The sequence below is a fragment of the Bradyrhizobium sp. 613_E4_N2_2 genome, from assembly GCF_052075995.1.
In the GTDB taxonomy this organism is placed as follows: Bacteria; Pseudomonadota; Alphaproteobacteria; order Rhizobiales; family Xanthobacteraceae; genus Bradyrhizobium; species Bradyrhizobium barranii.
The window spans coordinates 2,391,593-2,411,887 of the sequence record NZ_CP197234.1; the positions used below are offsets into that span (position 1 = coordinate 2,391,593).

Annotated in this window: 20 protein-coding genes; 11 read left to right on the plus strand and 9 right to left on the minus strand. The window is 60.2% G+C overall.

Annotation, left to right across the window (positions count from 1 at the left end):
• Nucleotides 1–651: 651 nt before the first annotated feature.
• The 4 genes from AB7290_RS11305 to AB7290_RS11320 are packed head-to-tail and all read right to left on the minus strand — an operon-like array spanning nt 652 to nt 4,630.
• Nucleotides 652–1,659, minus strand: a complete 1,008-nt coding sequence (locus tag AB7290_RS11305; protein ID WP_354123501.1) for a Gfo/Idh/MocA family protein — start codon at nt 1,657–1,659, stop codon at nt 652–654.
• Nucleotides 1,649–2,695 carry a Gfo/Idh/MocA family protein gene (locus tag AB7290_RS11310; protein ID WP_354123500.1) on the minus strand — a complete coding sequence of 349 codons (1,047 nt, stop codon included), beginning with the start codon at nt 2,693–2,695 and terminating at the stop codon, nt 1,649–1,651. Before AB7290_RS11310 ends, AB7290_RS11305 begins: the two co-directional genes overlap by 11 nt.
• Before the next feature lie 10 nt (nt 2,696–2,705).
• The gene (locus AB7290_RS11315; protein WP_354123499.1) at nt 2,706–3,854 is read right to left on the minus strand and encodes an N-acetylglucosamine-6-phosphate deacetylase; all 1,149 of its coding nucleotides are present in this window, start codon (nt 3,852–3,854) and stop codon (nt 2,706–2,708) included.
• A complete protein-coding gene (locus AB7290_RS11320; protein WP_354142088.1) occupies nt 3,851–4,630 on the minus strand; it encodes a 6-phosphogluconolactonase in 780 nt (259 codons plus the stop codon). Before AB7290_RS11320 ends, AB7290_RS11315 begins: the two co-directional genes overlap by 4 nt.
• 132 nt (nt 4,631–4,762) lie before the next feature.
• On the opposite strand from AB7290_RS11320, the gene AB7290_RS11325 reads away from it, so the two are divergent.
• The 5 genes from AB7290_RS11325 (at nt 4,763) to tenA (ending at nt 10,241) form a co-directional block, all read left to right on the plus strand.
• Complete coding sequence (locus tag AB7290_RS11325; RefSeq protein WP_354142089.1) at nt 4,763–5,800, plus strand: LacI family DNA-binding transcriptional regulator; 1,038 nt, start codon at nt 4,763–4,765, stop codon at nt 5,798–5,800.
• A 113-nt stretch (nt 5,801–5,913) separates the two neighbouring features.
• Nucleotides 5,914–7,257, plus strand: coding sequence for an ABC transporter substrate-binding protein (locus tag AB7290_RS11330; RefSeq protein ID WP_063986179.1), 1,344 nt, complete (start codon nt 5,914–5,916; stop codon nt 7,255–7,257).
• A gap of 65 nt (nt 7,258–7,322) precedes the next feature.
• Nucleotides 7,323–8,210: a carbohydrate ABC transporter permease gene (locus AB7290_RS11335; protein ID WP_063981792.1), complete on the plus strand. Its 888-nt coding sequence runs from the start codon at nt 7,323–7,325 to the stop codon at nt 8,208–8,210.
• A complete protein-coding gene (locus tag AB7290_RS11340; protein ID WP_063981793.1) occupies nt 8,207–9,067 on the plus strand; it encodes a carbohydrate ABC transporter permease in 861 nt (286 codons plus the stop codon). Before AB7290_RS11335 ends, AB7290_RS11340 begins: the two co-directional genes overlap by 4 nt.
• A gap of 499 nt (nt 9,068–9,566) precedes the next feature.
• Entirely contained in the window at nt 9,567–10,241 is a 675-nt protein-coding gene (gene tenA, locus AB7290_RS11345) for a thiaminase II (protein WP_063986180.1), read from the plus strand.
• Between the two features lie 188 nt (nt 10,242–10,429).
• Here tenA and AB7290_RS11350 read toward each other — a convergent pair whose 3' ends face one another.
• The 4 genes from AB7290_RS11350 to AB7290_RS11365 all read right to left on the minus strand — a co-directional run bounded on the left by AB7290_RS11350 (nt 10,430) and on the right by AB7290_RS11365 (nt 13,175).
• The gene (locus AB7290_RS11350; protein ID WP_231142841.1) at nt 10,430–10,810 is read right to left on the minus strand and encodes a hypothetical protein; all 381 of its coding nucleotides are present in this window, start codon (nt 10,808–10,810) and stop codon (nt 10,430–10,432) included.
• An 8-nt stretch (nt 10,811–10,818) separates the two neighbouring features.
• Nucleotides 10,819–10,992, minus strand: coding sequence for a hypothetical protein (locus AB7290_RS11355; RefSeq protein WP_166343440.1), 174 nt, complete (start codon nt 10,990–10,992; stop codon nt 10,819–10,821).
• 1,098 nt (nt 10,993–12,090) lie between these two features.
• Nucleotides 12,091–12,351: a hypothetical protein gene (locus AB7290_RS11360; RefSeq protein ID WP_063981794.1), complete on the minus strand. Its 261-nt coding sequence runs from the start codon at nt 12,349–12,351 to the stop codon at nt 12,091–12,093.
• A 182-nt stretch (nt 12,352–12,533) separates the two neighbouring features.
• On the minus strand, nt 12,534–13,175 hold the full coding sequence (locus tag AB7290_RS11365) for an SGNH/GDSL hydrolase family protein (RefSeq protein ID WP_231142840.1): 642 nt from the start codon (nt 13,173–13,175) through the stop codon (nt 12,534–12,536).
• Nucleotides 13,176–13,441: 266 nt separating this feature from the next.
• Here AB7290_RS11365 and AB7290_RS11370 point away from each other — a divergent pair, with 266 nt between their 5' ends.
• The 6 genes from AB7290_RS11370 to AB7290_RS11395 all read left to right on the plus strand — a co-directional run bounded on the left by AB7290_RS11370 (nt 13,442) and on the right by AB7290_RS11395 (nt 19,386).
• A complete protein-coding gene (locus AB7290_RS11370) occupies nt 13,442–14,674 on the plus strand; it encodes a hypothetical protein (RefSeq protein ID WP_144030621.1) in 1,233 nt (410 codons plus the stop codon).
• Nucleotides 14,675–14,679: 5 nt separating this feature from the next.
• A complete protein-coding gene (locus AB7290_RS11375; RefSeq protein ID WP_063981797.1) occupies nt 14,680–15,264 on the plus strand; it encodes a protein-S-isoprenylcysteine O-methyltransferase in 585 nt (194 codons plus the stop codon).
• A gap of 206 nt (nt 15,265–15,470) precedes the next feature.
• Complete coding sequence (locus AB7290_RS11380; protein WP_071911340.1) at nt 15,471–15,668, plus strand: hypothetical protein; 198 nt, start codon at nt 15,471–15,473, stop codon at nt 15,666–15,668.
• A gap of 88 nt (nt 15,669–15,756) precedes the next feature.
• On the plus strand, nt 15,757–16,446 hold the full coding sequence (locus tag AB7290_RS11385) for a hypothetical protein (RefSeq protein WP_063981798.1): 690 nt from the start codon (nt 15,757–15,759) through the stop codon (nt 16,444–16,446).
• 711 nt (nt 16,447–17,157) lie between these two features.
• Nucleotides 17,158–17,553, plus strand: coding sequence for a Rap1a/Tai family immunity protein (locus AB7290_RS11390; protein WP_144030620.1), 396 nt, complete (start codon nt 17,158–17,160; stop codon nt 17,551–17,553).
• 216 nt (nt 17,554–17,769) lie between these two features.
• The gene (locus AB7290_RS11395; RefSeq protein WP_063981799.1) at nt 17,770–19,386 is read left to right on the plus strand and encodes a B12-binding domain-containing radical SAM protein; all 1,617 of its coding nucleotides are present in this window, start codon (nt 17,770–17,772) and stop codon (nt 19,384–19,386) included.
• Here the strand turns inward: AB7290_RS11395 and AB7290_RS11400 are convergent.
• Nucleotides 19,366–20,283, minus strand: a complete 918-nt coding sequence (locus AB7290_RS11400) for a lipid A biosynthesis lauroyl acyltransferase (protein WP_063981800.1) — start codon at nt 20,281–20,283, stop codon at nt 19,366–19,368. The genes AB7290_RS11395 and AB7290_RS11400 overlap by 21 nt on opposite strands.
• Nucleotides 20,284–20,295: the final 12 nt, after the last annotated feature.

Genomic DNA, 20,295 nt, shown 5'->3' on the forward strand with positions numbered 1-20,295 from the left:
TGGAGCGACAGCGGTGCTGTCAAGGTCCGGACTTGGGCAGACCCGCTCCAGGAGCATCCGGGCATTTCCTTCCAGCGGCCCGAGGCTCGAAAGCACGACGTTGATCTCCCGAATTCGACGATACAACGTCGAGCTCGGCACACCTGCCTGACCGGCAGCGCAATGACGGATTATGATCGTCCGACGGACGCCCATTTTCAGCCGCATAAGCCTGGGATGCGACCGGCAAGTCATTGAAACCGCAGCTGACTCTTAATCAGCGGGTCCCAGGTTCGAGCCCTGGTGCGCCCACCAAGCTTTTCAATAGATTAGGGGTTTGTCACGGTCGTCATTCCGACAGACGCGCCGTGGCTATTCCGACAAACCGGCTGTCTTTGTTCTTTCTTCTCGCCGTTTCTTCGTGCCGGAAATTAGCTGTTTCCGTGTGCGCTTTGCATAGGTCGGCAACTGCCGCGACGAGCGATGGCGGCCGGCGGCTCTGAGCTCAGCGCCCGTCAGATCGCTGTCGGCTCCCTCGGTAAAAGCCGCCGTGGCGGAATGATGTAAAGGACAGCTCTTCATGGAGATCGACTGCACGGACGATCTTTTTCACGACCCCGCGCAGGTAGCGAAGATCCTGCTTGGCTGTGATCCAGGGTAGCGGGGTAGGTGTTAACTCCATCGCATGGGTTTTCCGCCGTTGGCCGCACTCTCCTGAGCAAGTATTGCGATACGCGTGGCGCGCAGGGCCTCGTTTGCCGCAATCTGCAAGGTCTCGCCGCGGGCGAGATGATCAAAGACGAAGCTGGCGGGCGAGGCGCCCACGGGCAGGTCGATTTCGCGCCGGGGTCTCGTCGCCGTCTCGACGAGCAGTCGATTTTCCGCGAACAGAACGTCAGCACGACCCTTTGTCCCGGAGATCCGCATGGCATAGTCGCCGTGCCGTGGCGATGCTTCGGGCTGGATCCAGTCAACTTCGATCGCGAATTCCGGTCCGCCATCGCAGGCGAGAATAGCACGCCCCAGCGCGGGAAAGTTCGTCGTGCCGGCAGCCGGGGTCGACGAAACCCAGCCGCTGATCGTGCCGCTGGTGTATCCCGTCAACCAAAGGGCCAGATCAATATCGTGGACCGTGAGGTCAGCGAGGATGCCGCCATAAGTTGATGGTTCGAACATCCACGCTGGACGTCGGCTTGGGATCAGCTTGTGCGGCCCGGTTGCAGTGATGGATACAATGTCTCCAAGTTGGCCGCTGTCGATCACGGATCGGAGTGCGAGCGTGACCGGATAAAACCGCTTCTCGAGCAGAAGAGTGAGCAAATTGCGCCCGGCGAGCGTCTCCTCGATAAGCGCAAGCTGGGCCAGGGTCACAGCCATGGGCTTGTCGGCGATCGCGAAGATGCCGCGGCGTAAAAGTTCGACGACGATTGGAGCGCGAAGGCCGAATTCGGTGAAGACTGCTGCGGCCCGAACCCGATGCGCATCCAGAAGCGCATTCGGGTCGGCGTAGCCGGGCGACTTCGTACGTCGTTCGAGCTCGGTGCGCCGCGCTGGGTCATGGTCGGCGACGGCCACGACCCGGACATCGGGGCGGTTCGCGATCTCTGAAAGCACGTATTCGACATGCGGGTGGGCTGCGCCGATGATGGCGATGTCGAGCATCTCGGAGCTAGCTGGCATGAATGGCCTCCGCTGCGATCTCATTGGGGCTGACGGCGCGACCTTCGGAAGCCGAGCGATAGATGGCGTCAACCAGTCTCGCAGCCTCGAATCCATCCCTGAACGTGCTCGCAGGCGGCCGTCGCTCCCGGACGGATTGAACGAAGTCGCGCCATTGCGCGATATGTCCTTCGATCCCGATCGCCTTGGGATCGCTCGCGGCGCTCCCAACCCCGGCCGCGCTTGGCGGCTCGGCAACATCAGCAAAATCCCAGCGCACGATGCTGTCGTTTGCGAGCTCGCAACTGCCGCGATCGGTGAACAGTCGAAGCATGGCCGGCCGTCCCGGAGGCAGCGCCGTACTCGTCACGATCACGCCGAGCGTGCCGGATGCGAAAGACAGCAGCGCCGCCGTCGTGTCCTCGACGGCGTGTGCGTGTCCGAGCGTAGTCGTCTTGCCTTGAACGCTGTCGACGGCTCCGAACAGCCAGAGCATCAGGTCGAGATTGTGAACACCCTGATTGAACAGCGAGCCGCCGCCATGCTCCGCTTCGCTGCGCCACGGCTTCTCCGCATAGTAGGCGTCGGAGCGGTACCAATGGATCGCCGCCTCTATCAGGCGCGGCTGTCCAAGATGACCCGCGTCGAGCAGAGCCTTGATCGCCTGATGCTGCGGCTCGAGACGGCGCTGCGAAACCACGCCACAGGTCAGCTGCGAGCGCTCGGCGGCGCGGACCAGGGACGCAGCCTCAATCGGATCGACGCAGAGTGGCTTTTCGACCAGCACGTGCCGCCCCGCCTCGATCGCAGCAAGCGCGACGTCATGATGCGCGCCGCTCGGGGTGCAGACCACGACCGCGTCGATCCCGGCATTCGCCAGCATCGCCTCGGTGGTCGCGAATGCCGCAACGTCCTCGCCGTTCATGCACGCAGCAATCTGCTCAGGCGTGCCGCCGGCGATCGCGGACAAGACGGTATCGTCGAGCGCCCGTATTGCCCGCGCGTGTGTTTCGCCGATCGCTCCCGGACCGATCAACCCGATGCGAAGCCGGTTCATGTCTCAGTCCTCAAGAGTTGCAACGATAAGGACGGCCCGCGACATAGACCGTCTCGGGCACGAGAGATTCATCCTTGCCGAGATGGAAGCGCAGCAGATCGGCCGGCGCTCCCACCGTCAGCGCAGGAAGGTTGAACGGGATACGCGGATTGACAGTCGCGAGCCTCAGCGCCTCTGCCAGGGTCAATCCGGCCATGCGTCTTGCCGTGGCAACTCCGAACACGAGGCTGACGGCTGCGCCCGCCAGAAAGGATGTGCCGACGACTTCCAGCCGGCCGTTCGCCTTCAACTCGACCTTGCCGCCGATCGGCGCGTCGTAGATTCCGGGTGTGCAACCCGAGAGCGCGGCGGCATCCGACACCAGGATCGCTCGCTCCAGCCCCTTTGCGCGCAGCATGGCCTTGAAGGTCTCGCGGGGAAGGTGATGGCCATCGGCGATGAAGCTCGCCCACAGCCCGTCCTCGGCCAGTTGCGACCAGATCGGGTTGGGATGTCGCGGCAGCGTGGCGGCGATGCCGTTGCCAAGATGCGTCGACAATATTGCGCCCGCCGCGACGGCGGCGGAGATCTGATCCGGTGCGGCGTTTGTATGGCCGAGGGCAACACGGACGCCGCGCGCATGAAGGCCGCGCACATAGGCGTCCGTTTCCGGCCAATGCGGCGACAACGTCACGAGGCCGACGAGGTTTCCGCAGGCCGCCTGCCACGCATCGAACTCGTCGAGGCTCGGCGGCCTGACATGTTCGGCCGGATGCGCACCGCGCGGACCATCTTCTGGCGCGATGTGCGGGCCTTCGACATGCACGAAGGGCATTGCGTGCTTGAGAAACGGATCGCTGTCACGCGCCTGTGCAACGGCGCGCAATGCATCGATGATCGCATCATGCGATGCCGTGATGAGCGTAGGGGCAAAACGCGACACCCCGCTGTTGTGGACGGCTGTGACGAGATCGCGGACCGTCCGGAGATCAGGGCGGCCATTGAGATCGTAGCCCGCAAAGCCGTTCAATTGCAGATCGAACAGGCCGAGCGACAGCCACAGCCCGTCATCGTCACCGCCGGGAGCGATGTCCGTGATCCGGCCGTCCTGAATGACGATGGTGCGATTCTGTCCGGTCTCCGGATCGCGGCCCGAAACGCGCGTTGCCGGATCTGTCATGCGCGTACCGGTGTCAGTGAGAGCTGCGGCGGCGTGGAATCCTGGTCGAGATACAGCGCGCAACGTGGGTGCGTGCGGAGCGCGCTCGCCGGGCACTCGGTCCCGATCGGACCGTATAGCGATCGCTCGACGGCGGCGCGTTTGGACGCGCCGGGCACGACGCAAAACAGCCGGTCGGCATCCAGGAGCCGGGGAATCGTCAGCGTGATCGCATGTGTCGGAACATCCCCGAGCGTCGGGAAGCACTCATCGTCAACCTGCTGCTGCCGGCACACCGCGTCGAGCTCAACGATCTTGACCGACTTGGTGTCGTGCAGATCGGCGACCGGCGGGTCATTGAAGGCGAGGTGACCGTTCACGCCGATTCCGAGGCAGATGATGTCGATCGGGGCTTCGCCGAGAAGGGCTGCATAGCATGCTGCTACCCGCTCCGGCTCCGGCTCCTGCCCGATCAGGTGAACCGCGCCAAAAGCGATGCGCGAGAACAAGTGACGCGTCAGCCAAGCCCCGAAGCGCTCCGGCGCATCCGCGGGAAGTCCGAGATATTCGTCCATGTGGAAGGCTGTGACGCGCCGCCAGTCGATATCGCGCTCGCGAGCAAGGGCATCCAGCATCTCCGCCTGGCTCGGTGCCGCCGCGAAGATCATCCGCACGTTGCTCTGCCGCCCGAGGTGGTCGCGGAGCGCAGCAGCGACGTCCGCGGCGGCCGCCCGGCCCATCGCATCCCGCGTTTTAAACGTCGCGATTGAGGGAGTCACCGAAGCCGTCATGCTCATCCATGGTCTGCCGGGCCTGCACTTTACCCTCGAGCGGAGAGAATGTGATGCAACCGGTTGCATGTCAAGCTTGCGCCCCGGGCCCGGCCGGGGCATGTCTAGGTGAAGGCGATGCAGAGGAGGCGGCCTGCGGTGAAACGCGATTCCGATAGCGGCGGGGAGGGACGTCCATCGGTCGTGCCGACGATCAGTCAGGTCGCGAAGGCCTCCGGGGTTTCGCGTGCCACCGTATCGCGCGCCTTCTCGCGGCCGGAGATGCTGACCGAGGAGACCGTCCGGCGCGTCAAGGAAGTCGCGGGCAAGCTCGGTTATGTGCCGAACCAGGTCGCGCGTGCGCTTTCGACCGGACGCCACGGCAACGTCGCGCTCATCGTCTCGGATGTCGCGAACCCGTTCTTTCCACCGCTGATCAGGGCGGCGCAACTGCGCGCCGACCAGGCCGGGCTGTGCGTCTTCCTCGGCAATTCGGACGAGGATCCCGTGCGTGAGGAGCTGCTGGTCGGCCGCTTCATCGGCCAGGTGGAGGGACTTGTCCTCGCCTCGTCGCGCCTGGACGAAGAGCGTATCCGCCGTCATGCGACGCGCCGGCCGCTGGTGCTCATCAATCGCGATATCGAAGGCATTACGCGGGTCCTGATCGACACCGCGCCGGGCGTGGCGGCTGCGATCGCGCATCTGGCCGAGCTGGGGCACCGGCACATCGCCTATGTCAGCGGCCCCACGACGTCGTGGTCGAACCAGCAACGGCGCAACGCCGTCCGGCGCGAGGCGGAGAAGCGCGGGCTCAAGGTGATCGCCGTGCCCGCGCGTCCACCCTCCTACGACACTGGCCGGCTGGCGGCCACCCAGATCGTCGCCAGCGGCGTCACCGCGGCGATCGCGTTCGACGACCTTGTCGCTCAAGGCCTGATGGCAGGGTTAGCTGCGCTCGGTGTCGAGGTGCCCAAATCGTTCAGTGTCGTCGGCTGTGACGACGTCCTCGGCGAAACCACATATCCGCCGCTCACCACCGTGTCGGCGCGCTGCGCCGATGCAGGCGATGTCGCAGTCGGTCTGCTGCTGAGCCAGATGAATGGCGGCGTGTCGGGCGAGATTCGCCACAAGCTGAATTCCCATCTCGTCATTCGCGCCTCGACCGGGCCGGCGCCAGCGAAGCGGCGAGGCCGCTGACGATTTCATCAAGGGCCTTCGAAAGCGGCAACGGATCGCAATTGACACGCAACCGGTTGCATGCGAGCTTTTTCGCAGGATTTGTCCCATTCCGTATTGCGAGAATGACCCTCATGATGAGACCCGTCGGCAGGTTCGGCTACATCACGCGTCCCGAGGACAACATTCGCCCGGCGAATTCGGGGCGTCGGTCATGGATGTCGGCCGCGCTGTCGCTGGCGCTCGCTGTCGCCGTGCCGGCGTTTGCGTCTCCTGCTTCGGCGGAGAAGCTGACCATCTGGAGCGGGTGGCCTGATCTGGCTCCGTTCTACAAGCGCGTCGGCGACCAGCTGAAGAGCAAATACCCGGATCTCGAAATCAGCGTTGAGTCCATTGCGCTACGCGAGCACGAGAAGCGGCTGGCACTGTCGCTTCCATCGGGCGCGGCCGGGGACGTCATCGAGATGGAGGTCGAGGCGGCACGGTATCTCGAGGCCGGCCTCATCCCGGAGCCGCCGGCGTCGATCGTCGATTTCGTCAAAGCCAATTACGACATGACGCGCGTGAAGACCGCCATGTACGAGGGCAAGATCTTCGGTGTGCCGTTATTCCAGGGGCAGGGCGCGCTGTTCTACAACACCGAGATGTTCGCCAGGGCCGGCCTCGACGGTCCGCCCAAGACCATGGCCGACTACACCGCTTATGCGCAGAAGCTCGCGCAGCGCGATGCCTCCGGCGTGCCGACGGTGAGCGGATGGAGCTTGCGTCTCAGCGGCGGCGGCTCGGGCATCGCGGAGAAGTACTGGACCATTCTCTATAATCACGGCGGGACGCTGCTCGAGGAGAAGGGCGGAAAATGGCGCGCCGCCTATGCGAACGCAGCCGGCCGCGCCGCACTCAAGCAGTATCTCGACAACGTCGTGGTCTACCGTACCGTGACGCCCGAGATGAAGGCGGATGCGGAGGCCTTCGAGCTCGGCCAGACCGCGATGTTCATCCGGGAATCCTGGGTGATCGGCGACGTCGCCAAGAAGGCGCCCAATCTCAAATACGCCACGGCTCCACTGCCCAAGGGCACGCTGATGGTCCCGGTCGATCTCTACGTGCCGAACAAGGGACCCAAGAGCCAGATCGCCTGGGATTTCGTGCAAAAGGCCAACGAGCCGGAAAATCTGCTCTGGCTGCTCGAGAACACGGCCTGGGTCCCGAACCGCAAAGGCCTCGACTACTCCGCCGTGCTCAAGAAAATCCCGCAGCTCGACGCCTTCGTCAACACGCCGCCCGGCCACGTCTTCTTCACGGTCCCGGCGATCAGCCCTGCCAGCGAAATCCTCACCCGGCTCGCGGCGCGGCTGGAGAAGGCGTTCACCGACAAATCGCTGGCCGGCAACGACGCCGCGATCGATGCTTTCCTGAAGGCCGCGGCTGAGGAGAGCGACAAGATCCTGGCCCGGGAAGACCTGCTGGCCAAACCCTAGACTCCATCGACAAGGACCCACTCAATCCAGGCGCCGGCGGCTGACCGGCGCTTGCCGGAGGATATATGCGCACCACGCCGAAATGGCTGTTTCCAGTTCTGGCGTTGCTTCCGGTCCTAGGCCTCTATGGCTGTATCCGCGTCTATCCGATCATCGAGACGCTGCGGCTCAGCCTCTTCCAGTGGAATATCATCTCGCGGCGCAAGCCGTTCGTCGGTTTCGCCAACTTCGTCGAGCTGGCGAGCGACCCGCTGTTTCTCGAAGCGATCTTCAACACCACCATCATCGCCTTTAGCGTCGTAGCGATCACCATCCCCGTCGCGCTTGCGCTCGCCGCCTTGATCAACACCCGGCAGGGGCTGCGGCGCAGCGGCGTCTATGAGGCCTCGGTCTTCCTGCCGCACGTCGTCTCGCTGGTTCCGGCCGCGATGGCCTGGAAATGGATTTTCGACGCCCGGCTCGGACCGCTCAACGCCCTGATCGGCCTTGTCGGGATTCCGGCCCAGTCGTGGCTGTTCGACCCTGTCCTGTCGCTGGTGTGCCTGATCGTTCTCTGCTCCTGGCAGGCGATCGGCTATGCCGTCTTGATCTTCCTGGTCGGACTGAAGAACGTCCCGGAGGCGCTCTACGAGGCCGCGCGCCTCGACGGCGCCTCGTCGTTTCAGGCCTTCCGTCACATCGCCGTGCCGCTGCTAAAGCCTGTCATGCTGTACGTGTCGGTCATCACGCTGATCTCGTCCTACAACATCTATGCGCAGGCCTTCGTGCTGGCATCGGATGTCCAGGGTGCGCCGGGGCGTCTCGTCCGAGTCCTCGTCCTCGACATGCTTGAAAACAGCTTTCGTAACTACCGGGTCGGCTACGCTGCTGCCGAAGCCGTCGTACTGCTCGTCATCGTCCTCATTTTGACCAGCGCGCAGTTCAGGCTGTTCCGCGACAGGAGTCGCGCATGAGCGAGCACGAACGCGAGCATCCGTCCGTCGTTGGTCAGAACGGTGCCGTCGGCCTCGTGATCGACGCCGTTCTTGGCGTCGTCAGCCTGATGATGCTCCTGCCGCTGGTCTTCCTGATCAGCAACGCGTTCAAGACGCCGCCGGAGCTGCTGGCGTGGCCGCCGACCGTCATCCCGCACCAGCCGACGCTGGAGAACATCGTCAGCGTCCTGCGCGAAACGCCGCTGTTTCGCTGGATCGGCAACTCGCTGATCTTCGCGACACTCTCGACCGCGAGCATCGTCTCCACATCGGCGATCGCAGGTTATGTGCTCGGCAAGTTCGATCTACCGGGGATCCCGGTCATCTTCGGCGTGATCATCGCGACGGCGGTCGTTCCCTTCGAAGTCTACATGATCCCGCTCTATCTCAACGTCCAGTCCGCCGGCCTGTTGAACACCTGGCCCGGGCTCCTGGTCGGCTATCTCATCATGAGTTTCGGCATCTTCCTGGTGCGGCAATATGTGATGACGTCGATCCCTGACGAGCTGCTGGAGGCTGCCCGGGTGGATGGCGCGGGGGAGCTCTGGATCTTCCTGCGGATCGTGCTGCCGCTGATGCGCGGCCCGTTGGGCGCTCTTGCCGTGCTGGCGTTCTTTCAGGCCTGGACTGCCTTCGCGTGGCCGCTCGTCGTCATGACCAACAAGGAAACCTATACGCTCGAGGTTGGGCTCGCCTTGTTTCAGACCGGCTTCACCGTGGACATCGGTCGCCTCAGCGCGGCCGCGGCGCTGGCGCTGGTTCCGAGCGCACTGTTCTTCTCGCTGATGCGTCGAAATTTCGTACGTGGCGTGGCCTCCAGCGGCTTGAAGGAGTGACGCCATGGCAGCATCGGAATAGGCGTAGATTTTCCTAGCAAATCATCCGTCTCTTAATCGGCGGCTCTGTCGGAGCATCTCTAACCGATGAGTGGGCGACGACTACATTCGCCATCATCCAAGTCGGTCTAGCGCCATCAAGCTGATTTGCGATGTGCGAACTTGAACGAAAAGTGCACGTATCTGGTACGGTAGTCGCGCTGAGGGAAACGAAGATCAAGTAAGATACTGACGTGATTGGTGGGCCCGGCAAGACTCGAATCTGCAACTAGATCGCCATGAGCGGCGGGACAATGGCCGCCTCCGTTGATTTTCCCGCGCATTTCGTTCTGTTGGTGATAGTGTGATAACGCCAGTCATTCCCGGCGACCGACGGCAAGCGAATTCCATTCGCATCCTACCCGCTAGTCGCTGCGGTCTGCCAAGTCAGCGTCTTGGTTCGCGTTGATAGGTCGTGAGTAAAAAGTTCATAGGAAAGCAAGCCAGGCGGGAATGGATCGTGAGTTTCTTCGAGCGTCTAAAGACAGAAGCATCTGCTGAGTGGCGGGCCTACACCGAGCATCCCTTCACAAACGGATTGGCAGATGGCTCGCTCCCTGAAGCCGCATTTCGTCACTACCTTGCTCAGGACTATCTGTTCCTCATCGAGTTTGCGCGCGCCTATGCACTCTCGGTCTACAAGTCGCCCAAGCTTGCCGACATGCGTGAAGCTGCGGCCGGCCTGTCGGCCATCCTTGATGTCGAAATGAGCCTTCATGTGAAGCTGTGTGCCGGTTGGGGGCTATCCCCGAGTGACCTTGAACAAACTCCTCCGGCGGTCGAGATGCTGGCCTACACACGCTACGTGCTCGATGCCGGAATGCGCGGCGATCTGCTGGCACTCAAGGTGGCACTTGCCCCCTGCGTGATCGGGTACGCGGAGATCGCAACGCGGCTCGCCTCGCGACCCGATGCGGACGCTAGGACGAACTCCTATCGGATTTGGATCGACGAGTACGCTGGCGTGCCATACCAGGAGGTCGCGGCGAATGCGCGTGCGCATTTGGAGCATCTCGCCGATCTCTACGCCACGCCGGCTCGCGAGGCAGAACTGATTGCCATCTTCAAGGAAGCCACTCGGCTTGAGGCGGACTTCTGGGAAATGGGCTGGCGTGTGGGCCAGCGTGTTGAATAGCCCTTCGGCAATCGGTTGATTGCAGGGACTCGTTTGACGGCTGCTGCGCACGAGTTGCGGAGGCGCGTTGTTCTAGAGGAACGCAGTGCGCGGAATTGCTGGAGTAACGAAGCACACGGCCTGGAACAGGCGCGAAAGTCCTCGCCAACGATAGGCGAGATGCAGGATCGCTAAGTCATTAGTATTGTTCAGTCGTGTCCAGTGTTGGAGATGGAGATCCTAGCACGCCATCGTTCTTCAAACGTGTCAGCGCCCTCTTTCAGTGCCAACGCTTGTGCATCCAAAGGATTGCCGGGCTTGTTAGCAATGAGGATACCTGTAGCTTCTCCGCGAGAACCGGGTTGGGGACGCTGCTCTGTAGGCCATTCCAGCAATGCTTTCGACAGCATGGGTTTGCCCGCGTACCAGCATTTTCGTCCGTCGATGATACGGTAGGACCACCATTGCCCTTGCGGATTTGGCGGCATTGCGGCGCTGCATTGTTGCTTGGCATGCAGGCTGGTCATTTCGAGCGATGAGAGCGCAACAATGCCGACGGTTAAAGAAAACGCTTGAAGCGGTTTGCTCATGGGCGCGCTCAATTGCCGTGTTGCTGCAATCGACTTACAGCAACGATCAAAGCAGGCCGCTCGAGAACTTCCACCAACTCTTCAAGGATACGCGCATGATCCTTGGGATGGGGCCGAAGGAATTCTTCCAATATAAGTTGCGCGTCGCTAATCGCTTCCAAGGCTAATTGCTGATCAGTCATCACTACTTACTCATCAATTAGTTGCGCAAAGCCAGCGAAGGGAGAGATCAAGTCAGCTTTGAGGAATATCCCCGCTCTTCTATTCACTTTTTATTTCAACTCTCGCGGTGTCGCCTCGGTCAATGTGCGAAATAATCCCACTAAGGCGTGTCGCGAGCGTTAGGGATCCCGGCGACTAAATAATCCGCTGCTCGATCCTCCCTTCGTCATCCCGCGCATCACCACCTGTTTCCTATCTCGCGGCGGCCGGAAAAAATCTGTTTTGCCATGCACCGCCGCGATGCATTGATCTTATTGAACTGTTCCCGATCAGCCTTTCTCACGAAGGGAGAGAGTGCCCCCCGCAGGAGCTAGGCCAGGGAAACCGTAAACTCGAAATGCCGTCTGGGGGAACGTAGGTAGGCGGCTTCGCCGAGTAAGGCATTTGGGCGGCCGGCTATTTCCACCGCGGTTCGTTCTGCAGCTCTTGGGATATCCTCTTTCGTTCGGCATCCAAGGCAGTCGATCGGGGTCGAGAATGGAAGGATCGCCATGTCCGTTTGCGATCGCATCCACCAGGCGCAAAGGCCATTTTCGAGCTCAGGGCTGAGATGGTCTCGCAAGGGAGAACTCGGATGCGCCGTCGGCGCGATATTGTCCTCGAACGGCCGGGGCAGCCAAGTTTGCGGCTATGGAAAGACGGAGAGCTACGTCAGGGTCAAGCTGATGACCACCGTGCCAATGGCAACAGCTCTAACGTCCTAGTACTCGCCGGACGCAAAGCATTCTGATTTCGTTAGTTTGGTGTAGTTGCTCAGCACTCGGGGGATCAATGGAGCCGAGAGTCTCGATACTAAACTTCGCTTCCAACTCTGACGCCATGCAGATGCAAATCTGCAAGCAAGCGTCCGTCGAAAAACCGCCTTGCTGCGCGCAACCGTTTCGGCACGCTGAGAGAAACTGCGGTCGCCATTCTGCAGCCGTGGCGATTGTTATAAAATTGACAGCAGCTATCGTCAGAGCAGGGAGAAATGCGGGCATTGCTTCGCTTCCCTTTTTTAGTTTTCTGAGGGGCCGCTCTAATTCGACTCCATCTTTTTCGGCTCTAGCAATATGTAGCTATTTGCGTAGTTGTCCCCTGAAGCGGAACCACAAATGACCGATCAGTGATAGGACTATGGCGGTCAGAATTATCGGGAGCCAGATCGACGTGGTTATGATGAACAAGGATATGATCACCACACGTCCAAAGATCGATTCGCTGACCGGATTCTTAAGACGAGCGAAATAGGCGTAGATAATAAAGATGGTGGCCGGCACCATCCACGCGGCGACAAGCACCAGTAACAGGTCAACAAGTTGGCTGGCATAATGGTGCATGAGCGCACCTCCTGACAGCGTCGGCGCGAATTGCTGTCACCGCTGCGAGAGATGCGGTGATTGTCGACGATAATTGGTCTTTGTTCGCGTTGGTGGGCATCTGCACGCTCGGCATCGCTGTCACGGCCGGTGCCCAAACTCTTGCGAGCCCGCAGCCTTCGATTCGCCTGAGCTAGGGCCTCTCAACGCGCGCTCGTTGAGATGGCTCGGGCAAGGGCTCGTCCAATGCAATCATAACCATCGGCGGTGTTGTGCAATCCGTCCCACGTTACAAGCTCGCTTTGCGCAACTCCGGCATTGATCGAGTTACGCATCAGCGCAAAACGAGAGAATAGGCCGACCCGTTCCTGCTTCGCGGCATCGGCGATGATGCCCTCCATCGTTGAGTAGCTAGCGGAAGCGAGCACCTGTGGCGCATATTGCAGATCCATCAGCACGACATCGGCAGACCCCGCCTTAAGTGCCCTTACCCCTTCAACAACGCTTCTTTTGAGCCCTTGGTCCGGCCGGCCACCCCAGGCGACGTCATTAGTACCTAATTGCCAGATAACGAGATCAGGCGTGTGCGCGAAAACGTCACGCTCGAACCGCGCGATGTTGTTCGGAATCGTATCGCCGACTCGACCGCTGTTGATGACCTCGATCGTTGCATTGGATCTAAGCCTCGAGAGTTCTCGGCGCATCACCTGCGGATATGTGGCCGCGGACCGAAGTACCCAGAGCCCCACCGTCGACGATGATCCGATCGCGACAATCTTTAGCGGCTCACCAGATCTCAAACGCGCCGCCGTGCGGGGCAATTGTGCGCCCAGCGAAACATCCAAATTTGCAGCAAGGCATCTCTCGCCAGATGATGCCCCGTCCTGCGCTTGAGAGGGCGCTGTGCTGGACAAACCGACAATCACAGCAGCACCGATCGACGCTATTGTTCGAGCGGTTCGGCTTACGCATGGTAGAACAAATCGACCCATGTTCCCCAATAACTGGTCGATTCTCTCTTGACAACCCTTGGCTTCAAACGTCTGTTTTTGATTGCAGGTCGATTGACGCGTGGGGAGCGAGCAGCACGTATGAGTCCGGGAATAAGGCAATGTCCGGCAAGCCTGTAGCGAAACGGTTGGTATTCCATATCGGCGGCTATGATCCAATCACGTCGCATGCCAGCGCGCAACGACGCTTTGTGCGCGAAATTGCGAGGTTCCAACGTACTTGGTCAGTGAAAGCGACCGTCGACGGTTCGCATGATTCCGCCGACCAGATACAATGGAACGTGACGACAATCGGCCCCGATTGGCTCGTCGAAACCGATTACCGTCTGGTCCGATGGCACGATGTAATTGAAGTGTTCGGGGGGCGAAGCATCGGCTCACGCATTTCCGTCGGCATTCTTGCGTTTCTGGATTTCGTTCTGACCGGCACTCTTTGGCGTTACTTGCAGACCAATTGGCGCTACGCACTTTTCTTTCTCTATCCATTCGTTACGTTCGGATTGCTCATCGCTGCCGCCCTTTTGATTGGCGTGGCTGCATTCAAGATCACTGGATCAATTCCCATTGCTACCGGTGGCGGCCTCTTCGGGCTCGCAGCCGTGTTGGCGGGTCCGTGGCGCTGGCTGCACCTGGGCGACTTGTTCGACGATTGGATTTTCTCTTGCGAGTACATTCGATTCGGTAATTCGGAGATAGAGCAGAGGCTGGACAGGTTGGCCGCCGAGCTCGTGGTTGCGGCGAGCAACTCTGCCGCAGACGAAATTGTGGTCGTAGGGCACAGCCTTGGCGCCGTACTAGCGGTTGATCTACTTGATCGCGCCTTGAAGCGGGACCCTGCGCTCGGTCGGAAAAAGATTCCCGTCACATTCTTGAGCGTTGGATCATCCATACTCAAGATCGGCCTGCACCCAAAGGCAGTGCGCTTTCGCAGGGCGGTGGAACGCGTCGCCGATTCCCGCGCGATCTTCTGGGGCGACTATCAGGCCCTCACGGACGCGTTGAATTTTTACAAATGCCGGCCGATGGCCGAAATGGGCTTGTCGACAGAAAACGAGGCGACCGTCAGGGTCGTGAAGATTAGTCGAATGCTTAACGACGACATGTATCAACGCATCCGCTTCAATTTCTTCCGCGTGCACTGCCAGTTCGTCAGTGGAAATGACAGGCGAACATCGTACGACTACTTCATGCTCACATGCGGACCTATTTCAGCCAAATCCCAGACGCTCGCCCCGGATGGCGCTGTGTCGATGATCGCTGACGACGGAGGCCTTGTTGCGGGCGCGCCGGTGTCGGAAAGCGAACTGCTGGGAAATCCGGGCGCGGCAGCCTGATTCAAATGACGCCCACCATTTCAAAAGTCATCTTCGTTGCGTTGGTGATCGGCTGGTACCTCATACGCTATAAGTACGCGCGGCGTTCCCGCCGTGCGAGGGTTGTGCGGAGCGCTCGCGGCCCCCTGGAAACTGCGCTCCTGCTCATATCTCTTTCGGGACTCGGACTTGTGCCGCTCGCCTACGTAGCGACAGGAATGCCTCGTTTCGCAGATCACAGTTTTTATCCCTGGTTGGCTTGGCTGGGGTCTTTCTTTGCGATTGCGGCTTTGGGCGTGTTTCACCTGACACACCGTGCACTCGGCCGGAATTGGTCGATAAGTCTCGACGTGCGGGAGAACCATGAGCTTGTGACGGAAGGGATTTACCGGAGAGTTCGACACCCGATGTATTCGGCATTTTGGCTGTGGGCCATCGCCCAGGCATTGCTGCTGCCGAATTGGATCGCCGGTTTCGCGGGCCTTGCCGGCTTCGGGATCTTGTTCTTTGGCCGCGTCGCAAGGGAAGAGCGAATGATGTTGCAGACGTTTGGCGACAGCTATCGCGATTATATGGCGCGGACCGGTCGGGTCTTCCCGTGGATACTCTGAGGTAGGTCCCGGCACGTCTCGACCTGTGGTACCCACGAGACTTTGGAACCAGATGCCTCAATTTGCGTGCCATTTCCGCAACATGCGGCAGAAAAAGCGGTCGGAACCGCGGACTCCCCGGTCTATTCGTTGGTGCCGTGGCGAGTGTCGGGTTATTCCTATGCGTGTCAGGTGAATCCAATCGTTCCGAACAATGGTGAGAACCGATGTTGAAATTCGTTGTCCTTGGAATCGCTTCTTTGGCTTTCGTGGGAACCGCAGCTGCTGCGGACCTGCCACGGCCTCAGCCGGTTGCCGTCGCGGCGCCGGTTGGCAAAGCTCCGATCGGCAAATATCCCGTGGGTAAGAGCCCCGTGGGCAAATACCCGGTCGCTGCCCCGGCTCCGTTGGTGACCAAGGGTTGATCTGACTATTCATTCGTACGCCAGCGGCGTTCGTTTGGGGTAGCAGATTACCTGTGGCATCGGATCTTGGATCCAAGAGGATTCGAAGATGGCGGGAGTGATTCGGAAATATCCGGGTCTGGGGCTTCTTGCAAAGGCCGCCATGCTGGCGGCCTTTGTAGGCTTGGGGGCCGGGATCAGTAGCGCGCAACCACTCGTGGCGCGTACCGACCAGCAGCAACGGGACGCTCTCCCCAGTTCGGCGATGAAGCATGCAGCGACCATGGCTGCTGCTACGCCGGCGATATCCGATGTAAAGCCAGCTCGAAGAGCTGCCGCCACGGGTCCCTACTACGTTGATTTTCGTGCCCGCACGGCGGCAACGTACGGTCATGCATTCGTCTGGTACGGAAAGACGGGCGAAAAGCAGGTCGAGGTCGCTGGTCTGGCTCCGGCCGGCGACGAGGTGCCCTATATCCTGGGACACATTATGTTTGTCCCTTCTGAGACGGGTGCGACCTACGGTGATCTTGACGAGCAATATCTGACGGCCAGCTATCGTGTCTATTTGTCTGAGGCAGACGCCAAGAAGGTCTTTGCTTATATCAAGCGCCAGCAGGAGTCTTCGCCGCTCTGGAATGCAGCAACGACAAACTGTACTGCCTTTATCGGCCGCATAGCGACGTTCATGGGCCTCAACGCTCCGTTTCATCTGCTAAAGCCTGAGGAATACGTCAACAAACTCAGAGAGCTGAACGGGGGACGAAAAACGGTGCAGCTTGAACCAGGTCGAGGCTAAAATCCTCGGATTGAGTTCATCCACTCTTCCTTGCGTCTGGATGGGTGTGAGGTCTTCAAGAAATTCAAGCGAGCTTGTTCTTTGAGGATGCGGTTCGATACGACCAACCTTCGTGCGCTGCCTCGCCTAGTTGATGAATAGGCCGGGAGATCATGGAACGTCCGTGGCGCTGCGCTGCAAGGCAGCTCCACCTCCGCTTGGTCGTGGCTAAGCTCTTGTTGGAAACCGTTCTGAGGGTGAAGTCCTCCTTGGCGTAGTTGAGGAAGGTTCGCAGAACTTGTCGTCGCAGACGAAGATCACCGCTTAGGCAATGGTTCTGCGTCGAGGCCGAGCATCGACATCAATCGACCAGTGCACGTCGCGTACACGGCAGGATAATAGATGCTCTCCGCGCCGGATCGAGATCTGTACCATCAGCACGCTTGTCGCCGCCGATGTTGATTCGCGATCATGATCGCGGTGTAGCCGACCTTTGCGGCGGTCACGGCGCGTAAAGCTGCGTGTTGTCAAGTCGACAAGGGCTCTTTTAGCTTTGTGGAAATGGAAGAGGTGAGTTCACTTCGCTCCTATTCGAGCGCGGTGGATCAGACGCTTTTTTTGAGCTAAGCCGTCTGAGCCGCCTGGAACGGCGCGGGCGGCCGCTCTATTGCGGCATACTCAATGCCTGCAAGCTATCGCGCCGGTATTCGGGGGACGTGGATGCGGGTCCATATGATTGTTGCCGGCCTTATCCTAGCGATCATCGGGAAGGCCAGTGCCACGGTTGTCGATAAGGGAACCGACGCGCAAAAGTCTTGCGAGCTGCTTGTCAAGAACTCGCTTCGCAATCAGGACGAAGCTCGGTCCGCAGGCGCATGTGAGGGAATGATCGAGACCGCGATGCTCTTTTCACCAAATCTGCCCGCTGACGTGCGTGCATGCCCCCCCGCGCAAGGCAGCCCTTTGCAAAGTGCGAAGGTTTTTCTGCAGTATCTTGATAACAATCCGGATCGAGTGAATGAACCGGGGATCACCGTCGCGATCGAAGCATTCAGGGATGCTTGGCCCTGCCGTGGGGACGGTGCCGGAACTGGACCGAAAAAGCGTGCCCCAAAAAAATCCAATTAGAACGCGTATCTGCTGATACTAATACTAGCCTTACGGTCCGCGATGTTCGCGTCCGACCTGATTGATTCGCAATGCACTACTGCCGAGGTGCGCGAGCTGAACCGCAGTGCTCACCTCCATAACCAGCACTCAAACGCCTTATCGACGAGCGAAGCGACCCCTTGAGCCCCGATCAACAGCGGGGCATTGTGCCATCAACGCCCGGGCTGGAACAGCATGACAATCCCCTGCCGCGTCCTGATGATCTATCCGAAGTTCGTTCCGAATTCGTTTTGGAACTATGCGGAGGCCTGCGAACTCGTCGGCGCGAAGTATCCAACGGCGCCACTCGGCCTGATCACCGTCGCCGCTATGTTGCCGAAGCATTGGGACATCCGGCTCGTCAACCGCAATACCGAGGCGTTGACAGATGCGGACCTCGACTGGGCCGATCTTGTGATGATCGGCGGTATGCTCAACCAGCAGCCTGATGCCATCTATCTGATCGATCTCGCCCACCTGCGCGGCAAGCCGGTATGTGTTGGTGGGCCGGACGTCTCCTCCAGCCCGCATCTTTACGCGGACGCGGACTTCCAGGTGATCGGCGAGGCCGAGCAGGTCATCGAGCAGTTCATCGCCGCCTGGGAAAGCGGCGAACGCAAGGGCGTGTTCATCGCCGAGAAATTCACGATAGATGTCACGCTGAGCCCCATGCCTCGCTACGATCTGCTCAACTTCGATCACTATCTATACATCGGCTTGCAGTATTCGCGTGGCTGCCCGTTCACTTGCGAGTTCTGCGATATTATCGAGCTATATGGTCGCGTGCCGCGTACCAAGACCAACGATCAGATTCTCGCAGAGTTGCAGGCGCTCTACGATCACGGTTATCGCGGGCATGTCGATTTCGTCGACGACAATTTCATCGGCAACAAGAAGAACCTCCGCACCCTGATGCCGCGGCTCAAAGCCTGGCTGGAGGAGCACGACTATCCATTCGAGTTCTCAACCGAAGCCTCGATCAACATCGCGGACGACAGCGAGTTGTTGCAGGCAATGAAGGATGCGAACTTCTTCGCGATCTTCGTCGGCATCGAGAGCCCGGATCCCGAGACGCTCGTGCAGATGAAGAAGAAGCAGAACACCAGGCGCAACATCGCCGAGTGCATTCACAAGATTTACGGCTACGGCATGTTCGTCACCGCTGGCTTCATCGTCGGGTTCGATAGCGAAAAGGCCTCGATAGGACAGGCGATGGCCGACCTCATCGAGGAGGCGAGCATTCCAGTCTCCATCGTTGGACTGCTTTATGCGCTGCCTGGGACACAGCTTACACGGCGGTTGGCCGCGGAAGGCCGCTTGCACCAGGGCCATGACCTCATGAATGTCGAGCAGACGGGCGATCAGTGCACGCTCGGATGCAATTTCGATACTAAGCGTCCGCTTCGTGACATCCTTGCCGATTACAAGGCTGTGCTCGGGCACGTCTACAGTCCGGCAGCATATGCAGGACGGCTGTCGCGTCTCGCCGCCATGCTCGACCGGTCCGACCGACGCCGCGACCTGCCGGATGGCGACGTGCGCAAGAGGCTTGGCGGCATCGACAGCGTACACAAGATCATGCGGGCCCTGCCGAAGGTTCGCGAGCCGTTCTGGAAGACCTTCGTCGAAGTCGCGGAGACCAATCCGGGCGCGCTACGGTACATCGTGATGCTGATGGCGTTGTACATGCACCTCGGGCCGTTCTCGGAACGCGTGATCGGCGAGATTGACCGCCGCATTGCCGAGCTGGACCATGTACCTCCACTAAGGGCTACCGCAGTCAGTCAAGTGCTACCTCCAGCGACGGTGTAGCCACAGCCACTGATCGGGATATTCGCGGATCCAGCCCTCGATGACCGATGTGACCGCCTGCATCGTTCCCTGAATGTCAATTTGTCCGGCGGCATCGCGGACCGGCTTCACTTCTTCAGACAGTTCGCCACGAAAGCGCTGTCCGGGCAGACGGATGACGCGCACACCATGAATCGGGCACTCAATCTGCCGCAGCAGTCGCGCAAGCATCGGATTGGCCCTGGTCTTGCGGCCGAAGAAAGTAACCTCGACGCCGTTGGTCAGATACTGGTCGACCAGCATTCCAACGTGCTGGCCACTTTTAAGGGCCTCGGCAAGTCTTAGGGGCGCATCACGACCCGCGGGAATGAGCGTGCCCATTTTCACGGCGCGCATATCCTGGATGATGCGGTCGGCGGACGCGATGTTGGGTCGGCGATACAGGATCGCAGTATCCGACCCGTGCGCGACGGCTGCCAGGGCCGGAAGTTCCCAGTTAGCGAGATGACTCGCAAAGATCAGCGCCGGTTTGCCGTCGAGCCGCAGCTGCGTAAACAATTCATATGAGCGCCTGTCGATTTCGATGCAGCTAGCTTTGGGCCGTGCGGGATCATAGTTCCAGATGTGATCAAGATGCGCGAATTCGGCGCCGACTCGACCGAGATTGTCCCAGACGCCTGCGAGAATGGTCTCGATCTCTGCAGGCGATTTTTCCGGAAATGCGGCGGTTAGATTGGCTCGACCGATCTTTTGCTCCCGCATCATGGGCCCGATTGAGCGAGTGATCCGAGCGAATAAGTTGGCGGTCTTGGTTGGATCGAAATGGCGAGCGGCACGCAGTATTCCGATCGTCAACGCGCCCACCGCCGCTTGGCCCAGGGGCTTGGTCACGTCGCGAAGTTGGAGCCTGGTCCGCATTGCAACGACAAC

Excerpts from the sequence above, each read along its gene's own strand:
- AB7290_RS11380 (WP_071911340.1), top strand. The coding sequence starts at position 15,471 with ATGTTGAAATTCGTTGTCCTTGGAATCGCTTCTTTGGCTTTCGTGGGA.
- AB7290_RS11330 (WP_063986179.1), top strand. The coding sequence starts at position 5,914 with ATGATGAGACCCGTCGGCAGGTTCGGCTACATCACGCGTCCCGAGGAC.
- AB7290_RS11305 (WP_354123501.1), bottom strand. The coding sequence starts at position 1,659 with ATGCCAGCTAGCTCCGAGATGCTCGACATCGCCATCATCGGCGCAGCC.
- AB7290_RS11385 (WP_063981798.1), top strand. The coding sequence starts at position 15,757 with ATGGCGGGAGTGATTCGGAAATATCCGGGTCTGGGGCTTCTTGCAAAG.
- AB7290_RS11340 (WP_063981793.1), top strand. The coding sequence starts at position 8,207 with ATGAGCGAGCACGAACGCGAGCATCCGTCCGTCGTTGGTCAGAACGGT.
- AB7290_RS11370 (WP_144030621.1), top strand. The coding sequence starts at position 13,442 with ATGTCCGGCAAGCCTGTAGCGAAACGGTTGGTATTCCATATCGGCGGC.
- AB7290_RS11375 (WP_063981797.1), top strand. The coding sequence starts at position 14,680 with ATGACGCCCACCATTTCAAAAGTCATCTTCGTTGCGTTGGTGATCGGC.
- AB7290_RS11315 (WP_354123499.1), bottom strand. The coding sequence starts at position 3,854 with ATGACAGATCCGGCAACGCGCGTTTCGGGCCGCGATCCGGAGACCGGA.
- AB7290_RS11350 (WP_231142841.1), bottom strand. The coding sequence starts at position 10,810 with ATGAGCAAACCGCTTCAAGCGTTTTCTTTAACCGTCGGCATTGTTGCG.
- AB7290_RS11360 (WP_063981794.1), bottom strand. The coding sequence starts at position 12,351 with ATGCACCATTATGCCAGCCAACTTGTTGACCTGTTACTGGTGCTTGTC.
- AB7290_RS11395 (WP_063981799.1), top strand. The coding sequence starts at position 17,770 with ATGACAATCCCCTGCCGCGTCCTGATGATCTATCCGAAGTTCGTTCCG.
- AB7290_RS11335 (WP_063981792.1), top strand. The coding sequence starts at position 7,323 with ATGCGCACCACGCCGAAATGGCTGTTTCCAGTTCTGGCGTTGCTTCCG.
- AB7290_RS11355 (WP_166343440.1), bottom strand. The coding sequence starts at position 10,992 with ATGACTGATCAGCAATTAGCCTTGGAAGCGATTAGCGACGCGCAACTT.
- AB7290_RS11320 (WP_354142088.1), bottom strand. The coding sequence starts at position 4,630 with ATGAGCATGACGGCTTCGGTGACTCCCTCAATCGCGACGTTTAAAACG.
- AB7290_RS11310 (WP_354123500.1), bottom strand. The coding sequence starts at position 2,695 with ATGAACCGGCTTCGCATCGGGTTGATCGGTCCGGGAGCGATCGGCGAA.
- AB7290_RS11400 (WP_063981800.1), bottom strand. The coding sequence starts at position 20,283 with ATGCGGACCAGGCTCCAACTTCGCGACGTGACCAAGCCCCTGGGCCAA.
- AB7290_RS11390 (WP_144030620.1), top strand. The coding sequence starts at position 17,158 with ATGATTGTTGCCGGCCTTATCCTAGCGATCATCGGGAAGGCCAGTGCC.